General features: G+C 50.0%; 20 protein-coding genes. 15 read left to right on the top strand and 5 right to left on the bottom strand.

Features of this window, described 5'->3' with window-relative positions:
• Positions 1-184 precede the first annotated feature (184 nt).
• The 3 genes from BMW93_RS16840 to BMW93_RS16830 form a co-directional block, all read right to left on the bottom strand.
• A complete protein-coding gene (locus BMW93_RS16840; protein WP_090378521.1) occupies positions 185-436 on the bottom strand; it encodes a DUF6814 family protein in 252 nt (83 codons plus the stop codon).
• Positions 437-497: 61 nt separating this feature from the next.
• Entirely contained in the window at positions 498-2,033 is a 1,536-nt protein-coding gene (locus BMW93_RS16835; protein WP_090378519.1) for an MFS transporter, read from the bottom strand.
• Positions 2,034-2,164: 131 nt separating this feature from the next.
• Positions 2,165-2,452, bottom strand: a complete 288-nt coding sequence (locus tag BMW93_RS16830) for a hypothetical protein (RefSeq protein ID WP_090378516.1) — start codon at positions 2,450-2,452, stop codon at positions 2,165-2,167.
• Positions 2,453-2,743: 291 nt separating this feature from the next.
• Here BMW93_RS16830 and BMW93_RS16825 point away from each other — a divergent pair, with 291 nt between their 5' ends.
• The 14 genes from BMW93_RS16825 to BMW93_RS16760 all read left to right on the top strand — a co-directional run bounded on the left by BMW93_RS16825 (position 2,744) and on the right by BMW93_RS16760 (position 21,031).
• Positions 2,744-3,481 carry a carbohydrate-binding family 9-like protein gene (locus BMW93_RS16825; protein ID WP_090378513.1) on the top strand — a complete coding sequence of 246 codons (738 nt, stop codon included), beginning with the start codon at positions 2,744-2,746 and terminating at the stop codon, positions 3,479-3,481.
• A 35-nt stretch (positions 3,482-3,516) separates the two neighbouring features.
• Complete coding sequence (locus BMW93_RS16820) at positions 3,517-4,620, top strand: lactonase family protein (protein WP_229240525.1); 1,104 nt, start codon at positions 3,517-3,519, stop codon at positions 4,618-4,620.
• Between the two features lie 298 nt (positions 4,621-4,918).
• Complete coding sequence (locus BMW93_RS16815) at positions 4,919-5,461, top strand: RNA polymerase sigma factor (RefSeq protein WP_090378510.1); 543 nt, start codon at positions 4,919-4,921, stop codon at positions 5,459-5,461.
• A gap of 69 nt (positions 5,462-5,530) precedes the next feature.
• Positions 5,531-6,562 carry a FecR family protein gene (locus tag BMW93_RS16810; RefSeq protein WP_090378507.1) on the top strand — a complete coding sequence of 344 codons (1,032 nt, stop codon included), beginning with the start codon at positions 5,531-5,533 and terminating at the stop codon, positions 6,560-6,562.
• Positions 6,563-6,711: 149 nt separating this feature from the next.
• Positions 6,712-10,095, top strand: coding sequence for a SusC/RagA family TonB-linked outer membrane protein (locus BMW93_RS16805; protein WP_090378504.1), 3,384 nt, complete (start codon positions 6,712-6,714; stop codon positions 10,093-10,095).
• A 27-nt stretch (positions 10,096-10,122) separates the two neighbouring features.
• Positions 10,123-11,700, top strand: coding sequence for a SusD/RagB family nutrient-binding outer membrane lipoprotein (locus BMW93_RS16800; RefSeq protein ID WP_090378500.1), 1,578 nt, complete (start codon positions 10,123-10,125; stop codon positions 11,698-11,700).
• 246 nt (positions 11,701-11,946) lie between these two features.
• A complete protein-coding gene (locus BMW93_RS16795; RefSeq protein WP_090378497.1) occupies positions 11,947-13,167 on the top strand; it encodes an aminotransferase class V-fold PLP-dependent enzyme in 1,221 nt (406 codons plus the stop codon).
• 54 nt (positions 13,168-13,221) lie between these two features.
• On the top strand, positions 13,222-14,475 hold the full coding sequence (locus tag BMW93_RS16790) for an amidohydrolase/deacetylase family metallohydrolase (RefSeq protein WP_090378494.1): 1,254 nt from the start codon (positions 13,222-13,224) through the stop codon (positions 14,473-14,475).
• A 96-nt stretch (positions 14,476-14,571) separates the two neighbouring features.
• Positions 14,572-16,305, top strand: coding sequence for a c-type cytochrome (locus BMW93_RS16785; protein WP_090378492.1), 1,734 nt, complete (start codon positions 14,572-14,574; stop codon positions 16,303-16,305).
• Positions 16,306-16,431: 126 nt separating this feature from the next.
• The gene (locus BMW93_RS16780; protein WP_090378489.1) at positions 16,432-16,863 is read left to right on the top strand and encodes a cytochrome c; all 432 of its coding nucleotides are present in this window, start codon (positions 16,432-16,434) and stop codon (positions 16,861-16,863) included.
• Between the two features lie 36 nt (positions 16,864-16,899).
• Positions 16,900-18,381 carry a sorbosone dehydrogenase family protein gene (locus BMW93_RS16775; protein ID WP_090378486.1) on the top strand — a complete coding sequence of 494 codons (1,482 nt, stop codon included), beginning with the start codon at positions 16,900-16,902 and terminating at the stop codon, positions 18,379-18,381.
• Between the two features lie 37 nt (positions 18,382-18,418).
• Positions 18,419-18,886, top strand: a complete 468-nt coding sequence (locus BMW93_RS16770) for a RidA family protein (protein WP_090378483.1) — start codon at positions 18,419-18,421, stop codon at positions 18,884-18,886.
• Between the two features lie 212 nt (positions 18,887-19,098).
• Entirely contained in the window at positions 19,099-19,710 is a 612-nt protein-coding gene (locus tag BMW93_RS16765; RefSeq protein WP_090378481.1) for an RNA polymerase sigma factor, read from the top strand.
• A 136-nt stretch (positions 19,711-19,846) separates the two neighbouring features.
• The gene (locus BMW93_RS16760; protein ID WP_090378887.1) at positions 19,847-21,031 is read left to right on the top strand and encodes an acyltransferase; all 1,185 of its coding nucleotides are present in this window, start codon (positions 19,847-19,849) and stop codon (positions 21,029-21,031) included.
• A gap of 191 nt (positions 21,032-21,222) precedes the next feature.
• On the opposite strand, the gene BMW93_RS16755 is transcribed toward BMW93_RS16760, so the two are convergent.
• Positions 21,223-21,510 (bottom strand): hypothetical protein, encoded by a 288-nt coding sequence (locus BMW93_RS16755; protein ID WP_143061664.1) that lies wholly within the window; start codon positions 21,508-21,510, stop codon positions 21,223-21,225.
• 82 nt (positions 21,511-21,592) lie between these two features.
• On the bottom strand, positions 21,593-22,078 hold the full coding sequence (locus BMW93_RS16750; protein WP_218147700.1) for an ImmA/IrrE family metallo-endopeptidase: 486 nt from the start codon (positions 22,076-22,078) through the stop codon (positions 21,593-21,595).
• A 303-nt stretch (positions 22,079-22,381) separates the two neighbouring features.
• Between BMW93_RS16750 and BMW93_RS16745 the strand changes: the two genes are divergently transcribed.
• A complete protein-coding gene (locus tag BMW93_RS16745) occupies positions 22,382-23,479 on the top strand; it encodes a FecR family protein (protein WP_090378472.1) in 1,098 nt (365 codons plus the stop codon).
• Positions 23,480-23,604: the final 125 nt, after the last annotated feature.

Raw genomic sequence — 23,604 nt, 5'->3', positions numbered from 1 at the left:
TCCAAATGCCGCCAGGCATGAATATTGGTAGCAAAAGCCCCTGACCAAAGCGCACAAATGCCGTAGGCATGCAACAACAATGCACCCGCGCAATCCCTGTTGTTACATCCCTGACGGGATTTTTGCGCTGTCGCGTTCCCTTGTTCTACCAATATTACATCGCTACGCGATTCTTACTCCTGAATCACAACTCCTCCGAACTCTCCGGCAAATGATCGTACTCGCCCTTCCATGCGTACAGGCCGAAAATCACCAGTCCGGTGCAGATGGGGATGAAAATGAGGATGATAATGGCCCATTGCAGGGTCGTGTTCGTGCGGGCGATGCCTTCGGCGGCAGCGCCTATTTTATCGGCTGCCTGCATAAACAGGAAAATAATGATCACCGGTCCTGCGACAATCCAAAGTAGTCCCAGTATTTTCTTTAAACCACTCATTTTATATCAGAATCAAATATTTGAATAACTAACGAAAAGCAACTACTTAAATCCGCCTGTGCTAATCCATTACATTATTGTCCCGCCGATTATCAATGTAAACGGCCCCGATGATAAACGACAATGCGGCGATACCGATCGGGTACCAAAGCCCCGAAAGCGGTGTGGAACCCTGGAAAGACGCGATCAATGTGGCGATAAACGGTACCAGTCCCCCGAAAACGCCGTTACCGATATGGTAAGGCAGCGACATGGAAGTGTACCGGATTTGCGTCGGAAAAAGCTCCACGAGGAATGCGGCAATGGGGCCGTAAACCATCGTCACGAGCAGTATCTGGAAGAATACAAGTGCAATGACTATGATGTAGGACTGCGTGGAAAGCGTCACATCCTTAATCACCGTTTGCACGGCAGGAACCTCCGCCAGCACATCTTCGGTAATCACTTCTACCTTCGATTCCTTGAAAGTCATGCCGTTCGTGAGTGTTTTCGTCACGGTTGTCGTGATCAGCGAATCCGCTTTATCGGGCACCAAACCACGCTCGATAACCGGGTCCGATTCGCTCAAAAGCATGGTTTTCTGCATTTCCTTCACATTGGTGGTATTGAGGAAATATTGGTAGATCGGCCGGTAGCAAACTACGCCCAGCAGCATTCCGGCGAGCATGATCCATTTACGGCCCACCTTATCGCTCCAAGAACCGAAAATCACAAAAAACGGCGTCGCGAACACAATCGCCCAGAGCAGAATGTACCGCGATTCGTTGAAATCCAGCTTACAGGTATTTTCCAGAAACGATTGTGCATAAAACTGGCCGGTATACCACACTACACCCTGCCCCATTGTAGCCCCAAACAGTGCGACAAGCACCATTTTAAAGTTGGCCTTCTTCTGAAAACTTTCTTTCAAAGGGTTAGCGGAGACTTTTCCTTCGGCTTTGAGCTTCGAGAAAACCGGCGACTCGTGCATTTTCATCCGGATGTAAATAGACACGACCACGAGCAGGATCGATACCAGGAACGGAATGCGCCAGCCCCAGTCGGCGAAGTTTTTCGCGCCGAGGATGTTTTTGGTGAGTACGATTACGCCCAGCGACAGGAACAGCCCCAAGGTAGCGGTGGTCTGGATCCAGCTGGTGAAAAAGCCTCTCCTGCCCACGGGTGCGTGTTCGGCTACGTACGTGGCCGCGCCTCCGTACTCGCCCCCAAGCGCGAGCCCCTGCACGAGGCGGAGGATCAGCACGAGGATCGGAGCCGCGTAACCAATGCTTGAATAGGAAGGAATAAGGCCGATGAGAAACGTGGAACCGCCCATCAGTACGAGCGTGAGGAGGAACGTGTATTTACGTCCAATTAAGTCGCCCAGGCGACCAAACACTAATGCGCCAAAGGGGCGTACAATAAATCCTGCGGCAAAGATCGCCAGCGTGTTGATCAGCGCCGAGGCACCGGCGTCGCTTGGGAAGAGCTGCTGGCCGATGATGACCGCCAGGCTTCCGAAAATGTAGAAGTCATACCACTCAATTAAAGTACCTAATGAAGAAGCAGCGATTACCTGCGTAATGCTTTGTGTAACATTGGATTCGGTGGAACGCATGGGTTTAGGAAAGGTGAGGAAATGAACAGTTTAGGTGAATAAGGCACAACCCTCATTTCATTACTCATAACCCGCGTATAAAAAAGCCCCTGGAAATGATCCAGAGGCGGGTATTAATTCTTTAACGATTATCAGAAATCGTCGTCGTCATCTTCAAAATCGTCCAGTCTCCTAAGGAGTTCGTCACCGTCTTCGATAACTACTTCGCGATCTTCTATATCTTCATCATACTCGTCGATGACTTTTTCATCGTCGGCATCCTCGTCCAGGTCCTCATCTTCGTCGTCATCATCTCCGTAGGGATCTTGCGCTACCGGACGGGCCTTTTTTGTGCTCCCTTGGTAGTCAGGGAAAACAGCTGGTTCTAAAATCGCCTCGCTGATGTCAGCAAAGGCCAGTTCTCCACTTTCGCGTATCATGACAGTGTTTTGTTAAATGGTTTCAATGTTATAAACGTACGACCTAAATTATTAAAATATTCCGCTACCATATCTTCTTTCCTGTCGAAAGATTTCATCAATAATTGACACTACAAAAATAATGATTTGGTAAAATGTAAAAACCTCTTGAAATTGCCAGAGAGAAAAAAAATCATCGCCTGTTGCGCCGGAATGCCTCCATCGCCGGATAAATGTCGGCACATCTGACTGCAAATGAACACACTTGGCAATACCTGAACCAGTTTTCCCAATCCTAACCCTTTTTACTGAATGTTGAAAAAAATTGTTCTCATGGGACTGCTCGCGTGCGGCCTCACGTACCGGGGGCACGCGGCCAGCGCTATTCCCGACTCTTCCCTGACTGTTAAAAAAACGACGGACTTCAAAGTGAACGGCGAAGGTACCGCCACCAACTGGGCCTCCGCGCAGTGGTTCAACATCACCGTCCAGAAAGGCCCCAACCAGCCCGCGCCCGGCAAGCAGTTCCCCACCCGCGTCAAAATCCTTTACTCCGACAAGGGCATGTACTTCCTCTTCGACTGCACCGACCAGAAACTGACTTCGACCATTATGGAAGACTTCGGCGCGCTGTTCAAAGAGGATGTGGTAGAAGTATTTCTCTGGCCGGATACGTCCGTACCCATTTACCTCGAATACGAAGTTTCGCCGCTGAATTACGAGCTGGCCATCCTCGTGCCCAACATCAAAGGCCGCGCACAGGGCTGGAAACCATGGCATTACACCGATCGCAACCGCGTACAGCACGAAACCAGCGCGCAAGGCGGACAGAAGAAGAGCATGGCGGCCGTAGAGGGCTGGAAAGCCGAGTTTTTCATCCCATTCGCATTGATGAACCCCATTGCCAATGCCGCACCCAAGCCGGGCGACAAATGGCGCGGCAATTTCTACCGCATCGATTACGATGGCGAGACTGCCTATTATTCCTGGCAAAAAACCGGCGGCAGCTTCCACGAATTCAACAAATTCGGCACGTTGGTGTTCGAATAATGGCATTATAATCTATCTCAACCTTTTCCCGAATCATGAAACGAACCATTCTTTCATTCATCCTTTTATTGTCGGCTATGACGACTTTTGCGCAGAAATCCAAAAAGGAAATACTCTACCTCGGCACCTATACGCAGAAGGGAGAGGGCATTTATGTGTACGAATTCGACCGCAGCAACTACTCTTTCAAGGAATTGCAAGTGCTGACGAGCAAAACCAGCCCGTCGTTCCTGGAATTCCATCCCAACAAAAAGTACCTCTACGCTGCTAACGAGGGCAATAGCACCGTTTCCGCCTACGCGATCGACCAGGCTACCGGTAAACTCACCGCATTGAACAACCAGCCCTCGCAAGGCCGTGGCCCATGCCATGTTAGTGTTGATCCAAAGGGCCGTTTCATTTATTTATCGAATTATGGAAGCGGTGATTTGGCGGTGTACAAACTGAACCAGGACGGCAGCATCGGCGCATTGGCCGATACTATTCAGGACAAGGGCCGCCCCGACCAAAAGCCGCATATGCACTCCATTATCCCTTCCGCGGACGGCAAATACATTTACGCTTCGGACCTGGGTATCGATAAAATAATGGTATACGCCGTTGATCCACAGACCGGTAAACTAACTCCTGGCTCCGTTCCTTACGCAGAAGTAAAAGCCGGAGACGGCCCGCGCCACTTTGCAATCCATCCTAATGGAAACTTTGGTTATTCGGCTTGCGAATTGGCTTCGGTAGTGAATTCATTTAAAATCGTGAAAGGGACCGGCGCATTGGTACCATTCGAGCGCGTGACGATGCTTCCTTCGGATTTTACGGGTAAAAGCTACGCGGCCGATATCCATTTCTCGCCGGACGGAAAGTTCCTGTACGCATCCAACCGCGGCCATGAAAGCCTCGCTATTTACGCCGTAGATGCTAAAACAGGGAAACTGACCGTCGCCGGACACGCCGATACCCACGGCAAGCACCCGCGCAACTTCCTGATCGACGCGAAAGGCGAATTTGCGATCGTGACCAACCGCGATAACGACAATGCCGTGTTCTTCAAACGCGACGCCGCTACCGGCCAATTGACTTATACCGGGAAAGAGATTAGCGCGCCTACCCCCGTATGCGTGAAGCAGCTGTTCCTGAATTGATTAATATCCCCTGCTACCGTTGATGGGAATGGGTACCAATGGCTGAAAAAACAATATTGAAGAATATTTCCAGCGGTTTGTGCTTATTTCCATCAACTTTTTTAATTTTAGAATTCTTAATGCTATTCTTCGTTATAATTTAAAATACACCAAAGAAAATATTACTATTTTAATTTTTGACACAAATATTGATTTGTACAGATTCTAAATAAGTAATATGGGCCGATCACTCCGGGCGCTCGATAAGATCATTGCATAAAGTTTTGGAATTACCTGATACCCAATTTAGCCACAGTTTATGATGAACGGCCAGGATGATTTGCTTCTTATTTCCCTGATCAAGCAAGGAGATAACAGGGCGCTGGATTGCCTCTTCCGGAAATACTACCACTCGCTGTGCCGTTTTGCCACTTACCTCAATAACCGCAAAGACCTCGCCGAGGAGATCGTAGCCGATGTTTTTTTCAGGATCTGGGAAAAGCGCGACAGCCTGACGGTCGAAAAGAACGTGCGTTCCTACCTCTTCACCGCCACACGGCACACCTGCATCAACTATATGAAGCAGGAAAAACACATCATGGAAGAGCTCAGTGACGATATTATCGAAGAAACGCCCGGCCCGGACGACGAACTGATGTACCACGAGCTCGAAACCCGCATTTCCGACCTCATCAATTACCTCCCGCAAAAGAGAAAGGCGATCTTCCAGCTCAACCGCTTCGAAGGATTTACCTACAACGAAATCGCCGAAACCCTCTCCCTTTCCGCCAAAACAGTAGAAAACCAAATGGGTAAGGCCATTAAGCAGCTGAAACTTCTGCAAAAAACTTATCAGATTTAAAAAAAATTCTGGGGGAATGGGGGGATTGCCCTTTTTTATTTGTCCTAACATTAGAAAGCTCTGAATTTGATGTCCGATCACACACCATGGCCCCTTATCGCCAAGTATCTAGCTGGCGAATGCAGCCCGGAAGAAAAACTGGCTATGGAATGGTGGCTTGAAGAATATGATAACATGCTGCTATTCCGGCAAATAGAAGCGGCGTGGAAGCAGGAAAAACACCCGGAGAACGATCCGGCATTCAACCTGGAAAGCGGGCTTTCGAAGCTTCACGCGAGAATGGCAGAGCAGGATGACGCATCCGAACAAGAAGCGCAGGAACGGCCTCGTTATTTTAAAATTAGCTCCTGGATGGCCGCAGCGGGTATTTTGCTGGCAACCGGGCTGGGTTATTTCCTCGTCAACAAAGAGCAGAACGCGCGGAATATGCCGCGGGTAGCCATGGAAACCAGGATCAGCGCAAAAGACATTGTAAGCGTAGAATTGCCCGACGGCACGCAAGTCTGGCTCAATAAAAACAGTAAGCTCGAATACCCTAAAGCGTTCGAAGGAGACGAAAGACAGGTTTACCTGCAGGGAGAAGCCTTTTTCGAAGTGGTACCCAATCCTGAAAAGCCGTTTATCGTGAAGAGCGACAGGATTTCGACACGGGTTTTGGGGACTTCGTTCGATGTAAAAGCCTATAATGGGGACGAGACTGCATCGGTGTCGGTTGCGACCGGGAAAGTGGAGGTCAGTAAGGAAATAGAAGAAGGCGAGCCCGTCCGGATTACGCAACTGACGCCCGAGCAGGAACTCGTGATTAATACGGAAAAAGACGAAACGTATATCAATATCGTTAGCGTCGCAAACATCGCACCGTGGCACTTGGGCCAGCTTGTTTTCAGGGACAATACCTACGACGAGGTAATGCAGTCATTGCAGGAGCGCTTCGGCAAAAGGATTGTATTTAAAAGCAGCATTGGCAAATGCCGCGTAATGGCCAGTTTCAATTCCAATGCATCGTTGAACGATGTGCTAAAATTGCTGAGTATGTCCAATTCATTTGATTATGTGATCGGTAAAGAGGTTGTTACCATCACCGGGGGCACGTGCCATTAGGCGCCCCGTTCCATATTATTTAAGAGCATTACTGATATATCCTTGAAGCCGCTGGTCGCGCACAAGGTGTTTTGACTATGAATTATTATGAAGTTGATATAATAATTGAATCCCTCAAATCCATTTAACCTCAATCTACTCAAAACAGTATGCGAAAAAAATTACCAGACACCTACCTGAACACAGGAACGGCGCTCAGGCGAGGCTTGGCCTTAGTCCTGGCATGCGTGATGTTCGTCCAGCCCCTCTTCGCTTCCGGCTCGCGATCCATTCAGGGCATCGAGGAAGTTAAAATTTCACTGGACCTGAAAGATGTGACGCTCCAGAGCGCGTTTATCGCGATCGAGAAAAAGAGTGATTTCAAGTTTATCACAAGCATTGAGCGCATCGACAAGAAGCGGAAGATCTCTATTCGTGCCGAGAAAAAACCGGTAAAAGAGGTGCTGGAGACAATTCTCAACGGTACCGGATTGGGTTTCACGCAGGTCGAGAACAACATCGTGATCAGCAACAAGCAGGAAAAAGCGACCGGCCAGGCAATCCAGCCCGCGGCGGCGGCGAATCTTGCGAAGGATATCAACGGTACTGTAAAAGACCATACTGGTGCCGGGATTCCGGGAACGAACATTCTCGTGAAAGGTACCAACCAGGGTACTACAACGGGTACGGACGGAACCTACAAGATCAGCGTACCGGACGAGAATGCAGTGTTGGTATTTTCATCCATTGGCTATGTGTCGCAGGAAATCGCAGTGGGCAGCAAAACGGCCATCGACGTAACGCTCGCGGAAGACGTGAAGCAGCTTGGCGAAGTGGTGGTGACTGCGTTGGGTATCGAGCGTAATGCGAAGACGCTTACCTATGCGACCCAGCAGATCGACGGCAAAAAGCTCACAGATGTTCGCGATGCGAATTTTGTAAACACGCTTTCGGGTAAAGTGGCAGGTGCAGTAATCACGCAAGGTTCGTCGGGACCGGGTTCTGCGACTCGCGTGGTACTTCGCGGTAACCGCTCCATCGCCGGTAACAACAATGCATTATTTGTAGTGGATGGCGTACCCATCGACAACACCGCTCGCAGCCAGGTAACGAGTGATTTCGGGGGTATCAACGGCTCCGACGGTGCGGCCAACATCAACCCGGACGACATTGAGTCAATGAACATCCTGAAAGGTGCCGCGGCATCGGCATTGTACGGAAGCCGTGCAGCCAACGGGGTGATCATGATCACGACCAAAAAAGGAAAAGCAGGTAAGGTAACGGCCGATATCAATTCCGGTGTAGTGGTGGAAAGTCCTTTCCTCCTTCCAAAACTTCAAAATACGTACGGACAAGGCAGCGGTGGCAAGGAAAGTACCAATTCGAGCCAGAGCTGGGGACCTGCGATGCAGACCTTTCCGGACAATATCAAGGACTTCTATCGTAAAGCTGTTTCAACTAACAATTCTATCGGCGTTTCGGCTGGCTCTGAAAAAATCCAGACCTATATGTCGTATACCAATAACTACAACCAGGGTATCCTGCCTAACAACAAGCTGATGCGGCATACCTTTAACCTTCGCCTGAACACTCAGATTACCAAACGCCTCTCGGCCGATGCCAAAATCACCTATATCAACTCCGACATCCAGAACAAACCACGTTCGGGTGAAGAGAGCTCTGTAACCATGAACTTGTACAAAATCCCCCGCAGTGTGGATTTGAATCAATATAAAACTTTCGAGGACGCATCAGGAAAGCCTACTTACTGGGCCAGTTCGGGTATTTACATGAACCCTTACTGGACGATCAATCGCACGTTCGAATCGGAAAAGCGTAATCGTGTGATTTCTTTGGGTTCTGTTAAATATGAATTGACAGACTGGCTGAACGTGCAAGGCCGTATCAGCTACGACTGGTATGCCGACCGTGTAAACCGTGGGTTTTACAACAATACATTGCTTTTCGCAGGATCGGGCGGCTCGTACCAGGACTGGACTGCCGAAACGACCGAGCGCAACATGGACGTGATCGTTTCGGGTAACAACAATCTGAGCAAAGACCTGCACCTTACCTACAACTTCGGTGCTGGCCAGACTTACCAGAAATACTCGCAGGTAGGCGGAACGACGACTGGTTTAACAGTTCCTAACTTCTTCGACCTGTCATTTGCCGCCGCATTGACCCAGGTGACTGCATTCAGCCAGAAAGAGCTGCAATATGTGTTCGGAACGGCCTCTCTATCTTACCGCGACTTCATTACCATCGACGGTTCAGTTCGTAACGACTGGTCTTCGACATTGCCTAAGCCTTATTCTTACGCTTACTTCTCGTTCGGCGGTAATGTAATCCTATCGGAGGCATTCAAGTTGCCGGAAGTGATCAGCTTTGCGAAACTGCGCGGATCGTGGGCACAGGTGGGTAACGACACGGACCCTTACCGATTGCTGCAAACCTACACATTCACGCAAGGTGGTAACGGCGGTGGTTACATCAACCGCAACACGACGCGCCCTGCCGCGAACCTGAAACCGGAGATTTCATCTTCAACAGAATTAGGTCTTGATTTGCGCCTGTTCTCCGGGAAACTGGGATTGGATTTCACCTACTACAATACCAACACGGTGAACCAGTTGCTCACATTGCCACAAGCAACGCCAACCGGCTTCCAGAACCAATTTATCAATGCGGGCAAGATCAATAACAAGGGCTTCGAAGTTTCATTAACCGCCTCGCCGCTGAAAGGCAAAGCGTTGACCTGGGACGCTACGTTGAATTTTGCACGCAATGTGAACAAAATCATACAGCTTCACGAAACGATCAAAACAGCCACGCTGGGCGGAAACACTCGTACCACCACGGCGATTGTACGTGAAGGCGGCTCATATGGTGATTTGCAGGCATTCGGCTGGAAAAAAGATGCGAACGGCAACTACGTTGTGAACGCCAAAGGGCTTCCCGTAGCAACTGCATTCGATAACATCGTAGGTAACTTCAACCCGAAATTCACCATCGGCCTTAACAACTCGTTCTCGTATAAGAATTTTGTACTGAGCTTCCTGGTGGACGGCCGCGTAGGTGGCGTAATGACCTCCGGAACTGATGGTAACCTCGCCTACGACGGAACCGCGGATTACACCGAAGCTCACCGTCAGGGCGGCTGGGTATTACCGGCCGTTACGGAAACCGGCGAACAGAATACAACTGCAATTGACGCGCAGACTTTCTGGCAGACGGTTTCACAAGGTCGCTATACCTGGGGTGAGTTCTTTACCTACTCTACCACGAACTTCCGCCTGAGAGAGGCTACACTTGGCTACAACATTCCAACACCTCCGGGCATGTTCATCAAGTCGCTGCGTCTGTCGCTTACTGCCCGCAACCTGTTCTTTATCTATCGTGGTTATGCCAAAATGGATATTCCGGGCCTTGGGAAACGTAAACTTCCATTCGATCCGGACGTAAACCTGGGTGCAGGTAACTTCCAGGGATCAGAATATGGAGCCCTCCCTTCAACACGTACTGTTGGTTTGAATTTGAAAGTTGGATTCTAATTAAACAGCCTCTTAAAATACTGTAACATGAAATTAGCATTGAATAAATATATCAGAGCAACCACATTGAGCGTCCTTACAGGCTCGGCAATGGTTGTGGCAGGCTGCACGGGTGATTTCGACGAACTGAATACCAGCCGCACGGCACTTACCTCCATTACCGACGCGGAACTACCTTACGTGTTCTCGCGTGCGCAACAGCAGTCATCGTATTCGGCAGGAACCTACCAAACCGCCCAGAATCTGTTCGCGGATTTGTATGCGCAATATTTCGCTACGACTACCCCGAATTTCCAGTCGGACCGCTACTTCATGCACCCGACCTGGATCGACAACCACTGGAACCCGGTTTACACCCAGGTGGTGCCACAGCTGCAAATTCTGTTCGAAAAGCTCGATAAATCGACATCGCAGTATGCATTGGCCAACATATGGTGGGTGTTCTCTTTCCACAGGGTAACCGATTACTACGGCCCGATCCCCTATTCAGAAGCCGGCAAAGACGCGACGCCGATCAAGTATGATTCGCAGGAAGAAATTTACAATGATTTCTTCAAACGCCTTACCGAGGCAACCGCATTGCTGAAGGGAAAAACAACCGACAAACCTTTCGGCACCTACGATATCATTTATAGTGGTGATGTCAATAAATGGATCAAGTTCGCCAACACGCTGCGCCTGCGCCTGGCACTTCGTATTTCGAAGGTAAATCCTGCGAAAGCCAAAATGGAAGCCGAAGCGGCGATTGCCGGAGGCCTGTTGAGCGACGTTGCCGACAATGCCTACATGGCAAAAAGCCTGCTCGGCGGCGACAACAACGGCCTTGCAACCATCTCGGGATGGGGCGAGTTCCGGATGAGCGCGGCAATGGAATCGGTATTAAAAGGCTATGAGGACCCTCGTATCGGCATTTACTTCCAGCCTGCGTTCCTTACCAAATCGTACGAAGGTATACGTAATGGCCTGGGTCCTACGGAGCTGGCGGTGGCTGCGAACAGCAACGATAACAATTCCAATATCGGCGAGCGCTGGATCCGCAACACGGGTGGCGGATCGGCATGGGACCGACAGCTGGCTGTTAAGCAAGACGTAATGCATACTGCCGAAGCCTACTTCCTGCTCGCCGAAGCCGCATTGAATGGCTGGAACGTAGGCAGCGGAACCGCGCAGTCGTTTTATGAGAAGGGCATCCAGGCATCGATGGAAGGCTGGGGCATTACCGGAGCGGCGGTTACCACTTACATTAACAGTACAAAAACACCGGTTGCTCCGGGCGACCAGCAACAATCCGCAGCGCTTTCCAACATTCCTGTAAAATGGGGCACGACAGAAGCGATCCAACGTGAGCAGGTCGCTACGCAAAAATGGCTGGCGATATATCCGGACGGTATAGAAGCGTGGGCGGAATTCCGTCGGACGCGACTTCCGAAACTATACCCGGTGGTCAACTCGGTCAACACCGACGTTCCTACCACGGCGGTCGTGAGGCGTATCCCATTTCTGTTGCAGGAGAAACAAAACAACGGGCAGGCCGTAGATGCGGCAGTGAAACTCCTGGGCGGACCCGACAATGCAGCAACGCCGCTCTGGTGGGACAAAAACTAGCGATTTGATGGAAAATAAGTGCCTTCCGGTAAATTATTCCGGAAGGCACTTTCAAAAAATCTGACGATCGGAATAAAAAGGTATCGAAAACGGCATTTACCAAAGTTTATTTTTAAAATTTTGATTTATTAAAAAAATAAACTCACAAAACAGAGTATTGAGCCCCATAAAACGCATCTTTTCTCTGCATAATGCCTGAACCGTTTTTGTAAAGCCTTTAACCAATCTATCCAGTCCTTAACCATTATGATAAACCGTAGAGATTTAATCAAGCATCTGTCCACAGTTCCCCTCCTGGGCGGATTCCTGGGCAATGGCACCGCTGAGGCCGCCGGCCTGCTGGCCAAGGCACCGGTCCGTAACTTAGCCAAAGAACTGGGCATCCGTACATTCATTAATGCAGCAGGTACCTACACCATGATGACCGGTTCCCTTATGCAGGACGATGTGGTGGCAACGATCCAGGGCGCCGCGAAGGAGTTTATGATGCTCGATGAAGTCCAGACCAAGGTTGGCGAGAAAATCGCCGCCATTACCCATGCCGAATCGGCGGTGGTGACTGCCGGCTGTTTCTCCGCGTTGACGCTGGGGCTTGCTGGCGTGCTCACAGGCATGGACCAGAAAAAAGTGGAAGCGCTCCCGCATCTGGAAGGTACCGGTATGAAGTCGGAAGTGATTATTCAGAAAGGCCATAACATCGGCTATTCGCATGCATTGACCAACACCGGTTGTAAAATCGTGCAGGTTGAAACGGCGGAAGAGTTGCAGAAGGCCATTAACGAGAAGACGGCATTGATGTGGTTCCTCCATATCCAGTCCGACAAAGGACAGATCAAGCACGAGCAATGGATCGAAATCGCCAAAAAGAACGGCATTCCGACAATGATCGATATGGCTGCCGACGTGCCGCCGGTTGAAAACCTCTGGCGTTTCAATGACCTTGGCTTCGACATCGTGTGCGTGTCGGGCGGGAAAGCGATGCGCGGGCCGCAAAGCGCGGGTATCCTGATGGGCAAAAAGCAGTACATCGACGCCGCGCGTCTCAGTATGCCCCCACGTGGCTCGACGATCGGCCGCGGTATGAAAGTGAATAAAGAAGAGATCCTCGGCATGTATGTCGCACTCGACAATTTCGTGAAGATGGATCATAAGAAAGAGTGGAAAATATGGGAAGACCGCGTGGCAACCATCGAGAATGCTGTCAAAAGCGTGAAAGGTGTCATCACCGAAGTCACTGTCCCTGAACTGGGCAACCATACCCCCACACTGAAAGTATCGTGGGATGCCGCGAAGATCAGCCTGCCTGTGAAGACCTTGCAGGAAGCACTTCGCAAAGGCAATCCGTCGATCGAAATAATGCCGGCGGAAAATAATTCGCTGACCATTACCACCTGGATGCTCAAAGCGGGCGAGGAGAAAATCGTAGCGTCCAGACTGAAAGAAGAACTGTCGAAAGCAGTTGTTTAAATATGTACAGTACCATTTAACTCTTCCTAAACCCAAACCTTTTCAAGAAGTAAAATGCAACACAGGTCCTTCCTTTTCATTTTTCTGGCATGTCTGCTCGGCGTGGTATCCCATGCCCAGACGTACAGTGTACTGATCAAAGGCGGCACAGTGATCGACCCGAAGAACAATATCAATCAGGTGATGGATGTAGGTATTTTCGAAGGGAAGATCAAAAAAGTGGCGAAGGATATCGATCCGAAGGAGGCCCGCCAGGTGGTGGATGCCAAAGGGATGTTTGTTACACCCGGATTGATCGATATCCATGGACACGTGTTTTTTGGTACCGAGCCAAACCATTACCTCAGTAATGGTTTGGTGGCGTTACCACCCGACGGTTTCACCTTCCGCGTAGGCGTGACGACGATTGTCGACGCGGGCGGTGCCGGCTGGGATTCGTTTTCAGAGTTTAAAAACAATGTAATTTTCCATTCCAAAACCCGTGTGCTCTCGTTCCTGAACATTGTCGGACAAGGCATGCGCGGCGGCAACTGGGAGCAGGATACGGCCGATATGGACCCGAACCTGGCCGCGGGTGTCGCCATTCAAAACCGTAACGACGTGGTCGGTTTCAAGGTAGCGCATTTCATGGGCAAGGATTGGAAACCGGTAGATAATGCAGTAAAGGCCGGTAAACTGGCGAATATGCCGGTCATGGTCGATTTTGGCGGCAGTACGCCTCCCCTTCCGCTCGAAGAGCTGTTCATGAAACACCTTCGCCCGGGCGACATATATACACACGCATACACATTGCTCGAAGGTAATATCCGGGAAACCATCGTGGACGAAGCCACCCAAAAAGTAAAGCCCTTCGCGATCGAAGCACGCAAGCGCGGCATTGTTTTCGACGTGGGCTACGGCGGCGCGAGCTTCAACTATTCGCAGGCTATTCCGGCGATGAAAGCCGGTTTCTATCCTAATACCATCAGCACCGACCTCCACACGGGCAGCATGAACGGCTCGATGAAGGACATGCTGAGCATTATGTCGAAGTTTTATAACATGGGCATGGATCTCCCGTCGATCATCAAAGCCAGCACCTGGGAACCCGCCAAAGTGATCCACCGCGAGCAGCTCGGCCATATTACGGAAGGCGCCATCGCCGACGTAGCCGTTTTCTCGATGCGGAAAGGAAATTTTGGCTTTTACGATAAAACCGGGTATAAAGTGGAAGGCAAAGAAAAACTGGAATGCGAGCTCACCGTAATGGGCGGAAAAATAGTTTATGATTTGAACGGCATCACAACGCCGATATATTTGACGAAATAACGTAATCGGCGGTCAGCAGTCGGCGGTCAAATTTCGACCACCGACAGCTGACCACCGACCGCCGATAAATCACCTGAACCCCTCTTTAATTAACCTATGTTGAAAAAACGTTCAAAATGGTCTGCTTCCTTGCTGGTGTTGCTGGCACTCGGGTTTACGCAGCACTCCGACCGGGATTTGCCGGTTGTTAATACCAAAAACGGAGGCCTGTTTTTGCCGGATGGATTTGAGGCTACGGTGGTGGTCGACAGCCTTCCGGGTCGCGCACGACATCTTGCCGTGAATGACAATGGTGATATTTATGTGAAAGCGCGATTTGCGGACAAGGGAGAATCGGTCATCGCGCTTCGTGATACGAACAACGATGGGCGGGCAGATATTATCAAGCGCTTCGGCGGTGCTGCCAAGGAACGCGCCTACGGTACGGCCATGCGGATTTACAAGGGTTACCTGTATTTCAGCTCCGAACTCGTGGTTTACCGTTACAAACTCACGCCCGGTAAGCTGGTTCCGGAAAGTCCGGAGGAAGTGATCCTCACGGACGACCACCCGCACGGCATGCACGAGCATATCGCCAAGCCCATTACATTTGACGACAAGGGCTTTATGTATGTGCCTTTCGGGGCCAATTCCAATGCGTGCCAGGAGCAAAACCGCACGCCAGGCTCCAAAGGAATGGACCCATGCCCTATCCTCGAAGACCACGGCGGAATCTGGAAATTCGATGCGAACAAGACCGGTCAGTTACAGAAAGACGGCACCAAATTCGCGACAGGCTTGCGAAGTGTAGTGGCGCTGGACTGGAATTTCCAGGATAATAACCTTTACGCCGTACAACACGGCCGCGACGACCTGCTTCGCCTCTGGCCGCAGCTTTATAATGGCTGGCAAAGTGCATTGCTGCCTTCCGAGGAGTTTTTAAGAATAAAAGAAGGCACCCACGCCGGCTGGCCTTATTGCTATTGGGACCAGATGCAGGCGAAAAAGGTGCTCAACCCGGAATATGGTGGTGATGGTAAAATTGTAGGTCAATGTGATCAATATGAAAAACCTTTGATTGGTTTCCCTGGCCACTGGGCGCCTAACGACATCCTTTTCTACCAGGGCAGCCAGTTTCCCGAGCATTATAAAAACGGTTCGTTTATCGCGTTCCACGGTTCTACGAATCGCGCGCCTTATCCGCAATCGAGCTATTTCATCGGTTTTGTACCCTTCAAAAACGGCCAGGTGGCGGGCGAATACGAAATTTTTGCGGACGGCTTCGCGGGCCTCGACCCTATCGTGAACGTCAGCGACGCGGTATATCGGCCAATGGGTATCGCCATGGGGCCCGACGGCTCGATTTACATTGCGGAAACAGAAAAAGGCAAAATCTGGAAAGTGACTTACAAAGGCAACAAGAAGAAGTTTGCTAAACCCGCATTGGCGAAAATGGAGCAGCGCAAGACGATGACGCACATCCGCACGCCTGATTTTGTAAACGATAACCTGGACAAAGACAAACCTGTCGCGGGCGGAAAGGTGTACAGTGTGTATTGCACCGCCTGCCACCAACGCAACGGCATGGGCGACTCGCAGCGCTTCCCGCCACTGGGAGGAGCCGAATGGGTTACCGGCGACAAGGAAAGGCTGATCAAGGTGTTATTGAATGGCCTGGAAGGCCCGATCGAGGTGAAAGGGCAGGCCTACAACAATGTAATGCCGCAACACAGCTTTTTGAAAGACGAAGAAATTTCAGAAGTACTGACGCACATTCGGAGTAATTTCGGAAATAATGCGGGCCCGGTCACGACAGAGGAAGTAGCCAAAGTACGGGCATCGATTAAATAGCAGGATATTACGCCATTCATCTTCCAACCCCGTTTAAGCGGATATTACTCTCCGGCAATTGAGTGTTCCTTTAAAGGGGTTGGAGGAAGAATGGCAAAGTAACTAACTCACCATTTCTGTATATTCATGTTGAAAAACAATATTATAGCCGCAAGCTTTATCATTCTTTCCGGGATCGGCCTCGCGGGGTTTTCTTCCGAAAAGAACACTTTCACACACGATACCCAGGACCCATGGAAGGCACCGGCCTGGGCCGATACGCTGAAAAGCCCTTTCCATGAGGAGCCGCTTACGCTCGCGCAGGGCGAAGAGCTGTTTACATTATACTGCTCTTCCTGCCATGGCGAGGGCGGCTACGGCGACGGGGCCGCAGGAGGTGCGCTGGGCCAGAAACCGGCCAATTTTCATGATACCCTGGTAAAAGCCCAAAGCGACGGCTCACTGTTCTGGAAAATGTCGAACGGCCGGGGCAATATGCCGCCGTTCCAGGATGTGTTCACCGCCGAGCAGCGCTGGCAGCTTGTGGCATACATCCGGCATTTGGGCAAAACCGAGTAATACCCTTTTGAAATATCCTAGACCCCTTAAAACACTATGTTACATTACAGCCGTATCATCAAATCCGGATTCACGTCGGTGCTCGCCCTGGGCATGACGTTTCATGTTTTCGGACAACAACGGGAGGTCACCACGTCCGTCCCCAAAGCACTTCGCGACGACATTACCATTGAGGAGTACATGAAAGTGGAACCGGAAGCGGTCCGCCTGATCCAACATCCCATTACCGGCGAAATGTACTACACCACTTTTTTTGGTGATGTAGTTAAAATCGTTGTCGAGGACGGCAAGCCCGTGAGCAAAAAGCTGCTATCCGTAGAAGACCACGGCATTCCGCGCTTGCAAGGCGCTGCATTCCACGGCAATACCCTCTTCCTGGCAGGCAATGTGAGTGTGAACAACAACAAAGGCAACAAAGGCCGGATGGTCCGCTACGAAATGAAGCAGGGCGTCGACAAGCCGGAGATGACGGTCGTTTTCAATACCGTCGAGTACGGCGCAAATAAAACGACCTTCGACCACGGCTGGAACGCGTTGGAAATCAGTCCGGATGGCAAATACATTTACGTTAACACCGGCGCCCGCACTGACCACGGCGAAGTGCAGGACAACGGCGGAGAATATCCCAATGCACGCGACAATGCGCTCACGGCAAACATTTTCCGCTTCCCGATCAACTCCAAAGATCTCTTAATTTCGACCGATCTGGCCAAACTGAAAGCCGACGGCTACATTTTCGCCGAAGGCATCCGCAATGCCTACGACATGGCATTCGACGCAAAAGGCAATCTCTTCGCAGTTTCCAACTCCGGTGACTACGACCACCCGGAAGACATGTTCTGGGTGCGCAAGGGGCATCATTATGGCTTTCCATGGGTAATGGGCGGCATCGAAAACCCGCAGCAGTTCCCGGATTTCAACCCGGACCCTGAAAAAGATCCTTTCCTGAGCAAATTCGCATTCGCATTCCTCATGAAATACTTTCACAACGACCCCGACTTTCCGAAACGGCCGGCCGGCGTGAAGTTCTCTCCCTCGGTGCAAAACATGGGCCCGGATGCCAACGAGTACCGCGACCGTAAAACCGGCGTGGTAATGGACGGCGACACGACCGGCGCTACCGTAGGCACGTTCAATGCGCATTCATCACCGCTGGGTATTTTCTTCGATACCCATAATGCATTGGGCAAGGAATTCACCGGCGACGGCTTCGTGATCCGTTACACCGGCGGCCCGCGTAACGGCGTCGTAAACCCGAATCCATTGCGCAGATATGGCAAGGACCTGCTTCATCTGGAAATGGTTTACGATAAAAAGACCGACAATTACAAAACCAAAACCACCAGCATTATCAATAACTTCACTGCTCCCACGGATGCACTACTTATTGGTAACACACTGTATGTCATTGAATACGGCGGCAAGCAAGGCGGTAACAAAGCCGGAGGAAGCCTTTGGAAAATCACGTTGCCAGCCAACGACAAGCTGGCGAAAAAAGCCAAAAAGAAAACTTCGTAATACATCTCGTTCTACATATAACCTTAATTAATCTGTTATGAAATCTGAAAGAAGATCTCTTATCAAAAAACTCTTTGCTTCCGTTGCCGGTATCGCAGGTATCGGCGTTGCGTCCAAAGCCAATGCAGAAGTAGCGGCAGCCGCACCTCAAAAGGAAGTGGGCGACGTAGAAATGTACCAGGACGTACCCCTTTTCTCGGGCCATACAAAGTTTAACAACCTCGTTTTCGTAGCAGGCAAAGGCGCCCACTTCGACGGCGACATCACCGCTCACACCAAGCACGTGCTCGACGAGTTGGAAAAAGAGCTCATCAAAGCAGGTTCTTCAATGGAAAAAGTGCTGAAATGCTCGGTATTCCTTCACGATCTGAACGACTACAAAGCCATGAACGAGGCCTATAAAGGTCGTTTCGGCAGCAAGCCCCCATGCCGTACGACCGTTGCCGTTTACGGCGGCGTACCAGGCGATTCACTCGTCGAGATCGACTGTATTGCTTACGTCTAGGTGAAAGGGAGGAATGGGAACTTCTTCCTTTCCTCCTAATTCCAAAAGTAACCAAACACTCACAACGGGCTACTCACTTCACTTTTGTCAAATTTTTATTTCGGAATAATACAATTCACCAGGATTAAATTCGCTCACTAAAAATAAAGTCGGACTTATATTTTAGATTATCCCGATTAAACAGTTAATTTGTTTAACTGACCCGACAAGAATTGAACAAGAAACAACGCATCGCTGAGGAGAATGAAATTCTTTTAAATCTCTGGCACCAAAGCCAGGCCGGGGACAGTCTGGCATTTTGCCAGCTCGCCGACAAACAGTACCGCACGCTGTTCAATTACGCCTGCAACTTCACTTCCGATAGGGAATTCATCAAAGACGCCGTTCAGGACCTGATGATCCACATCTGGGAACGACGTCAGAACATTCAGATCCAGTTCGTTACCATCTACTTCCTCCGTGCATTGCGCAATCAGCTCATGCAGGAATTCCGCCGCAGCAACGGCTCGCATCCCTTCCTCGACATCGACGAAGCCGGCCAGGTCTCCGATTATCAGACAGTCGAAACCGAAATTGAGCGGAACGAACTGCTGAGCGAAAATCAGGTCAAAGTACGCTGTGCCATCGAGGAGCTGCCCCGCCGCCAGAAGGAAGCTGTCTTCCTCAAATACTTTGAAGGCATGGACAACGAACAGATCGCCGACCTCATGCAGGTAAACCGGCAATCGGTAGCGAACCTGCTTTTCAAGGCGATCACCGCGCTGAAACAGCACATTCACCCGATCAGCAACCTGCTGTTGCTTTGCTTCGCGTTACAATTCTAGCTGATCTTGCCAACTTGCGGCATCAAATTCCAGCGCTGGAATCACCAAAAACCATTGCTCTATCTTTCCTGAAAATCACGGCCTCATGCAACCGGGCGTTCATTTAATGCATCCTTCCGGTAACAACTCACAGCCCATGCAACAAGCTCCCAGCAGAACGCTCTGGATCGATTACCTTCGTTCTTTTTTGACCATTCTGGTGGTTGCCCACCACTCCTCTCTCGCATACACGACCTTTGCCCATTTTGACAAGGTTGCCTACATCCGCTCCACGCATCCGGTCGTCGACTCCCGGCGCTGGATAGGGTTGGATATTTTCGAAAATTTCAACGATGTGTTCTTCATGTCGCTGATGTTCCTGATCGCCGGGTTATTCGTTATCAAAAGCATTGAGCGAAAAGGAGCCGTCGCATTTATCCGGGACCGTCTTTACAGGTTGTTTATTCCCTTCATCGCTGGTGGTACGATCCTGAATCTTATCGCGCATTATCCCGCATACCTGCTCGCACACGGGAGCGCGCCCCTGACCGCGTACGTAACTGATTTTTTCTTCATCGAGCAATGGCCCGTGGGTCCTCCGTGGTTCATTTGGGTACTTTTTACATTCAGCATTACATTCGCGGTTATTTACACCCCGCTCCGCCCGGCATTTACTCCTTCCGTGAGGGCAGGTACACGCATACCTCGCCTTTGTAAACCCGCAGCGTTGATTCTTTCCTGGTTCTTATTCACGTTCGCATTGTACGTTCCATTCGCATTCTGGCTTGGGCCGTACAAATGGACCGGCTTCGGGCCGTTCGATTTCCAGGTCAGTCGGGTTGCATTGTACTTCGGCTATTTCCTACTCGGCGCCTGGCTGGGTCATGTGAACTTTAATGAAGGAATGTTCAGCAATTCCTCCACGCTCGTACGTCGCTGGCCGTTCTGGGCGTTAGCGTGCGGACTAGCATATACGTTACTAACGATCTCATCGCCCTACCTGACCACACTCGTTAAAAACAGTACATTAACCGAGTTTCAAGGATACCTTATCTACTACACAATTTACTCTTCGTCATGCACATTCAGTTGCATTGCGTTTCTGACCACTTTCCGCGCACTCGTCAAAAAGCCAAATACCGTATGGAACTCCCTCTCGGATCACGCGTATCTGATCTATTTGCTGCATTATCCGTTCGTGATTTGGGGACAATACTTGTTGCTTGATATACCGCTTGCCGCATTCGCCAAGTTTGTAATAACATTTGTAGCATCAGTTGCCGGTAGTTGGTTGCTAGCGATTCAACTGCGAAAAGTGAAGCTTCTTGCAAAGTATCTTTAACTATTCAACCTGGCTACTCAGAATTTGTCAGATCCAGAAAGTACAGTTCAAGTGCGTCCTGGATATTTTCCATAACCTGTTTGATATTTCTCCCCTGCGTTATGACCCCAGGCACCTCCAGAACTTGTGCGATCAGCATTTCGTCGTCAGGAGTTATTACGATAGTCAGATTCATCTTTAAGATTTAGTTGTTACTTCCTACTTCCAACCGCCCCTCTTCCGAACAAATACCCCAGTGAAGTCCCCGCAAATGCCAATGCCTTCAAACCGGCATCTGACCAGAAATGTGCTTCTACCGGCTTCCGGTATGCGGCTACCAGGCATGTCCCAAAAATCATTACTCCCGAAAAAACAGCGATTAATGCAACGAAAGTTTGCGTATTCCGCCCATCCCCAAAAAACCAACCTAAAAAGCCCAGTTCCGTGCTTCGCATTTCCTTTTCATGCCGGTTCTGCTCCTTGGCAATTTCAAACTCCATTTGACGGGCGGCGAGTTGTTTCTCGCTTAACTCTATGTCTGTCTGCTCTGTCTTTATAATCCCCCTCTTTGCTTGAATCCTCTTAGACTCCATATTCGAAAGAAATCCTGTTCCTGATCACCGGAACAGATACTACAAACAACTCGGAAAGCTGTGTGGCGGAGAACTCCTCCCAGTATTTATTGAGCATAAACCGTGGGACAAGCAGATTAGCCGCGAACGCATTGGCTTCCGCCTCCTTAGGGTCGTCCGTACGCACATCTCCGCGCATCAGCACCTTATAGTCCGAAGATTTCGCCCACTCCGCATGCAATATTCTGTGGCCTAACTCATGCGCGATCGTGAAAGTCTTCCTCAGTGGATATTCATTTTTATTCACATATATCGTGTCCTCCTCGAAATCGTAAAACCCCGATATATTGTTAAGATCCTTCTCAAATTCAACGAAAGATACCTTTACCCCTAAGTCCTTCGCGATATCCATCGGGTTGACGGGTGGCTTCTCCAATCCATATTGATGCAGCAGGTGAATAGCTTCGCCTTTCGCTCTTTGATAGTCCGGAGTCATGGGGTATCTCATCTCGGTTACGCTTTCTAAGTTATCAATTAATTTTCCAGAATTATCTTCGACTTGTTACATAAAGATACGAGTCGATACCAAAAACACCAAGCTTTTGATATCCTAAAAATCAACCAATGAATCTTCGGCTAATATCTGCCAATTAACGGTCAATAAACCCGGTTGTCGCCGTGCCGCGCCAGACATTATTCGCCGTTTCGAAATTTTTCAAAAATTAATTTCCAAAAGAAGAGTATTGACCCAATGTTCTCGCATCCTTATTAAAATTAGCCATATTATTATTTGCCCTATATGCTCCATTACCGCAATTTTCTTCCGGAGGAACTGGCCGCCGATCCATCTTTCAGACGCTGGGTGCTGTTCAACAGCCCTGCCGATGAAGCCGCATGGACCGAATGGCTGGAACATCATCCGGACAAACTGGACCTCGTCAATCGCGCCCGGAACTTCCTGGCGATGACGGAAGCGGTATTCGATCGGATTTCGGATGAGGAGGTGGCTAATGAAATTTACCGGCTCTCACACGCGATCGGTGAAAACAATGCAAAAAAATCGTCGGTTTGGCTGCGTTTCAGGCCAAACTGGTACCATATGGCTGCCTCCGTGCTGATCCTCATGTTCGCCGGATGGTGGTACAACAAACAAACGCTTTCGCAAAAACAGTCGGATCAGTACAAAGTGATCCTCAGCCAGATCAAAGAGCCGCTCATCGAGGCGGTGAATACGGGTAACGAAGCGAAACTGGTGATCCTGGAAGACGGTAGTTCGGTGGTTTTACAGCCCGACAGCCGCATTACCTACCCCCGCCGCTTCGAGGGCCGCAAGCGGGAGGTGTTTTTGAAAGGGGAAGCGTTTTTTGAAGTCGCTAAAAATCCCGACAAACCTTTTTACGTGTATGCACATACGCTGGCGACCAAAGTACTGGGTACCAGCTTTAAAGTGAGCGCATTCGACGACCAGGAAGTGAAAGTGGTTGTAAAAACGGGCAAGGTTTCGGTATTCCCGATGACGAAGGAGGCGCTTGCCAGCCAGCATGCGGATGACAAGCTCGGCGGAATGGTGCTCACGCCCAATCAGCAGATCACCTTCGCTCCCAACGAGTTACGGCTCACGAGAAGTCTTATTCCAGATCCGAAACTCCTGGAATTGCCGATACAGCGACAGTCATTTGAATTCAAGGGAACGCCCATTACGGAGGTGTTCGCGGCATTGGAAAAATCATATGGTGTGAAGATCGTCTTCGATGCGGAAGTGATGCAGAACTGCTACCTCACCGCTTCGCTTTCCGACGAGCCGCTGTTCGAGAAGATCAACCTGATTTGCAAGACTATCGGCGCACAGTATGAGCAGCTCGATGCCAGCATCATCATCACCAGCAAAGGATGTTAATGAATGAAATACCTTTCTCTCAATACTTTATGACAAATTCACCCGTGCCTATGACCAGAAACCGCTACTAATTTTTCAGTTCCAAAGAAGGTCGATGATGCTGCAACACCACCGACCAAATCAAT

The organism is Dyadobacter sp. SG02, from assembly GCF_900109045.1.
GTDB lineage: Bacteria > Bacteroidota > Bacteroidia > Cytophagales > Spirosomataceae > Dyadobacter.
This window is presented reverse-complemented; position numbering and strand designations above follow the sequence as displayed.

What these genes read in the sequence shown, in the direction of transcription:
- BMW93_RS16825 (WP_090378513.1), top strand. Translation starts at nt 2,744, where the DNA reads ATGTTGAAAAAAATTGTTCTCATGGGACTGCTCGCGTGCGGCCTCACG.
- BMW93_RS16815 (WP_090378510.1), top strand. Translation starts at nt 4,919, where the DNA reads ATGATGAACGGCCAGGATGATTTGCTTCTTATTTCCCTGATCAAGCAA.
- BMW93_RS16750 (WP_218147700.1), bottom strand. Translation starts at nt 22,078, where the DNA reads ATGACTCCGGACTATCAAAGAGCGAAAGGCGAAGCTATTCACCTGCTG.
- BMW93_RS16745 (WP_090378472.1), top strand. Translation starts at nt 22,382, where the DNA reads ATGCTCCATTACCGCAATTTTCTTCCGGAGGAACTGGCCGCCGATCCA.
- BMW93_RS16795 (WP_090378497.1), top strand. Translation starts at nt 11,947, where the DNA reads ATGATAAACCGTAGAGATTTAATCAAGCATCTGTCCACAGTTCCCCTC.
- BMW93_RS16760 (WP_090378887.1), top strand. Translation starts at nt 19,847, where the DNA reads ATGCAACAAGCTCCCAGCAGAACGCTCTGGATCGATTACCTTCGTTCT.
- BMW93_RS16820 (WP_229240525.1), top strand. Translation starts at nt 3,517, where the DNA reads ATGAAACGAACCATTCTTTCATTCATCCTTTTATTGTCGGCTATGACG.
- BMW93_RS16775 (WP_090378486.1), top strand. Translation starts at nt 16,900, where the DNA reads ATGTTACATTACAGCCGTATCATCAAATCCGGATTCACGTCGGTGCTC.
- BMW93_RS16805 (WP_090378504.1), top strand. Translation starts at nt 6,712, where the DNA reads ATGCGAAAAAAATTACCAGACACCTACCTGAACACAGGAACGGCGCTC.
- BMW93_RS16835 (WP_090378519.1), bottom strand. Translation starts at nt 2,033, where the DNA reads ATGCGTTCCACCGAATCCAATGTTACACAAAGCATTACGCAGGTAATC.
- BMW93_RS16755 (WP_143061664.1), bottom strand. Translation starts at nt 21,510, where the DNA reads ATGGAGTTTGAAATTGCCAAGGAGCAGAACCGGCATGAAAAGGAAATG.
- BMW93_RS16830 (WP_090378516.1), bottom strand. Translation starts at nt 2,452, where the DNA reads ATGATACGCGAAAGTGGAGAACTGGCCTTTGCTGACATCAGCGAGGCG.
- BMW93_RS16785 (WP_090378492.1), top strand. Translation starts at nt 14,572, where the DNA reads ATGTTGAAAAAACGTTCAAAATGGTCTGCTTCCTTGCTGGTGTTGCTG.
- BMW93_RS16800 (WP_090378500.1), top strand. Translation starts at nt 10,123, where the DNA reads ATGAAATTAGCATTGAATAAATATATCAGAGCAACCACATTGAGCGTC.
- BMW93_RS16770 (WP_090378483.1), top strand. Translation starts at nt 18,419, where the DNA reads ATGAAATCTGAAAGAAGATCTCTTATCAAAAAACTCTTTGCTTCCGTT.
- BMW93_RS16840 (WP_090378521.1), bottom strand. Translation starts at nt 436, where the DNA reads ATGAGTGGTTTAAAGAAAATACTGGGACTACTTTGGATTGTCGCAGGA.
- BMW93_RS16810 (WP_090378507.1), top strand. Translation starts at nt 5,531, where the DNA reads ATGTCCGATCACACACCATGGCCCCTTATCGCCAAGTATCTAGCTGGC.
- BMW93_RS16790 (WP_090378494.1), top strand. Translation starts at nt 13,222, where the DNA reads ATGCAACACAGGTCCTTCCTTTTCATTTTTCTGGCATGTCTGCTCGGC.
- BMW93_RS16780 (WP_090378489.1), top strand. Translation starts at nt 16,432, where the DNA reads ATGTTGAAAAACAATATTATAGCCGCAAGCTTTATCATTCTTTCCGGG.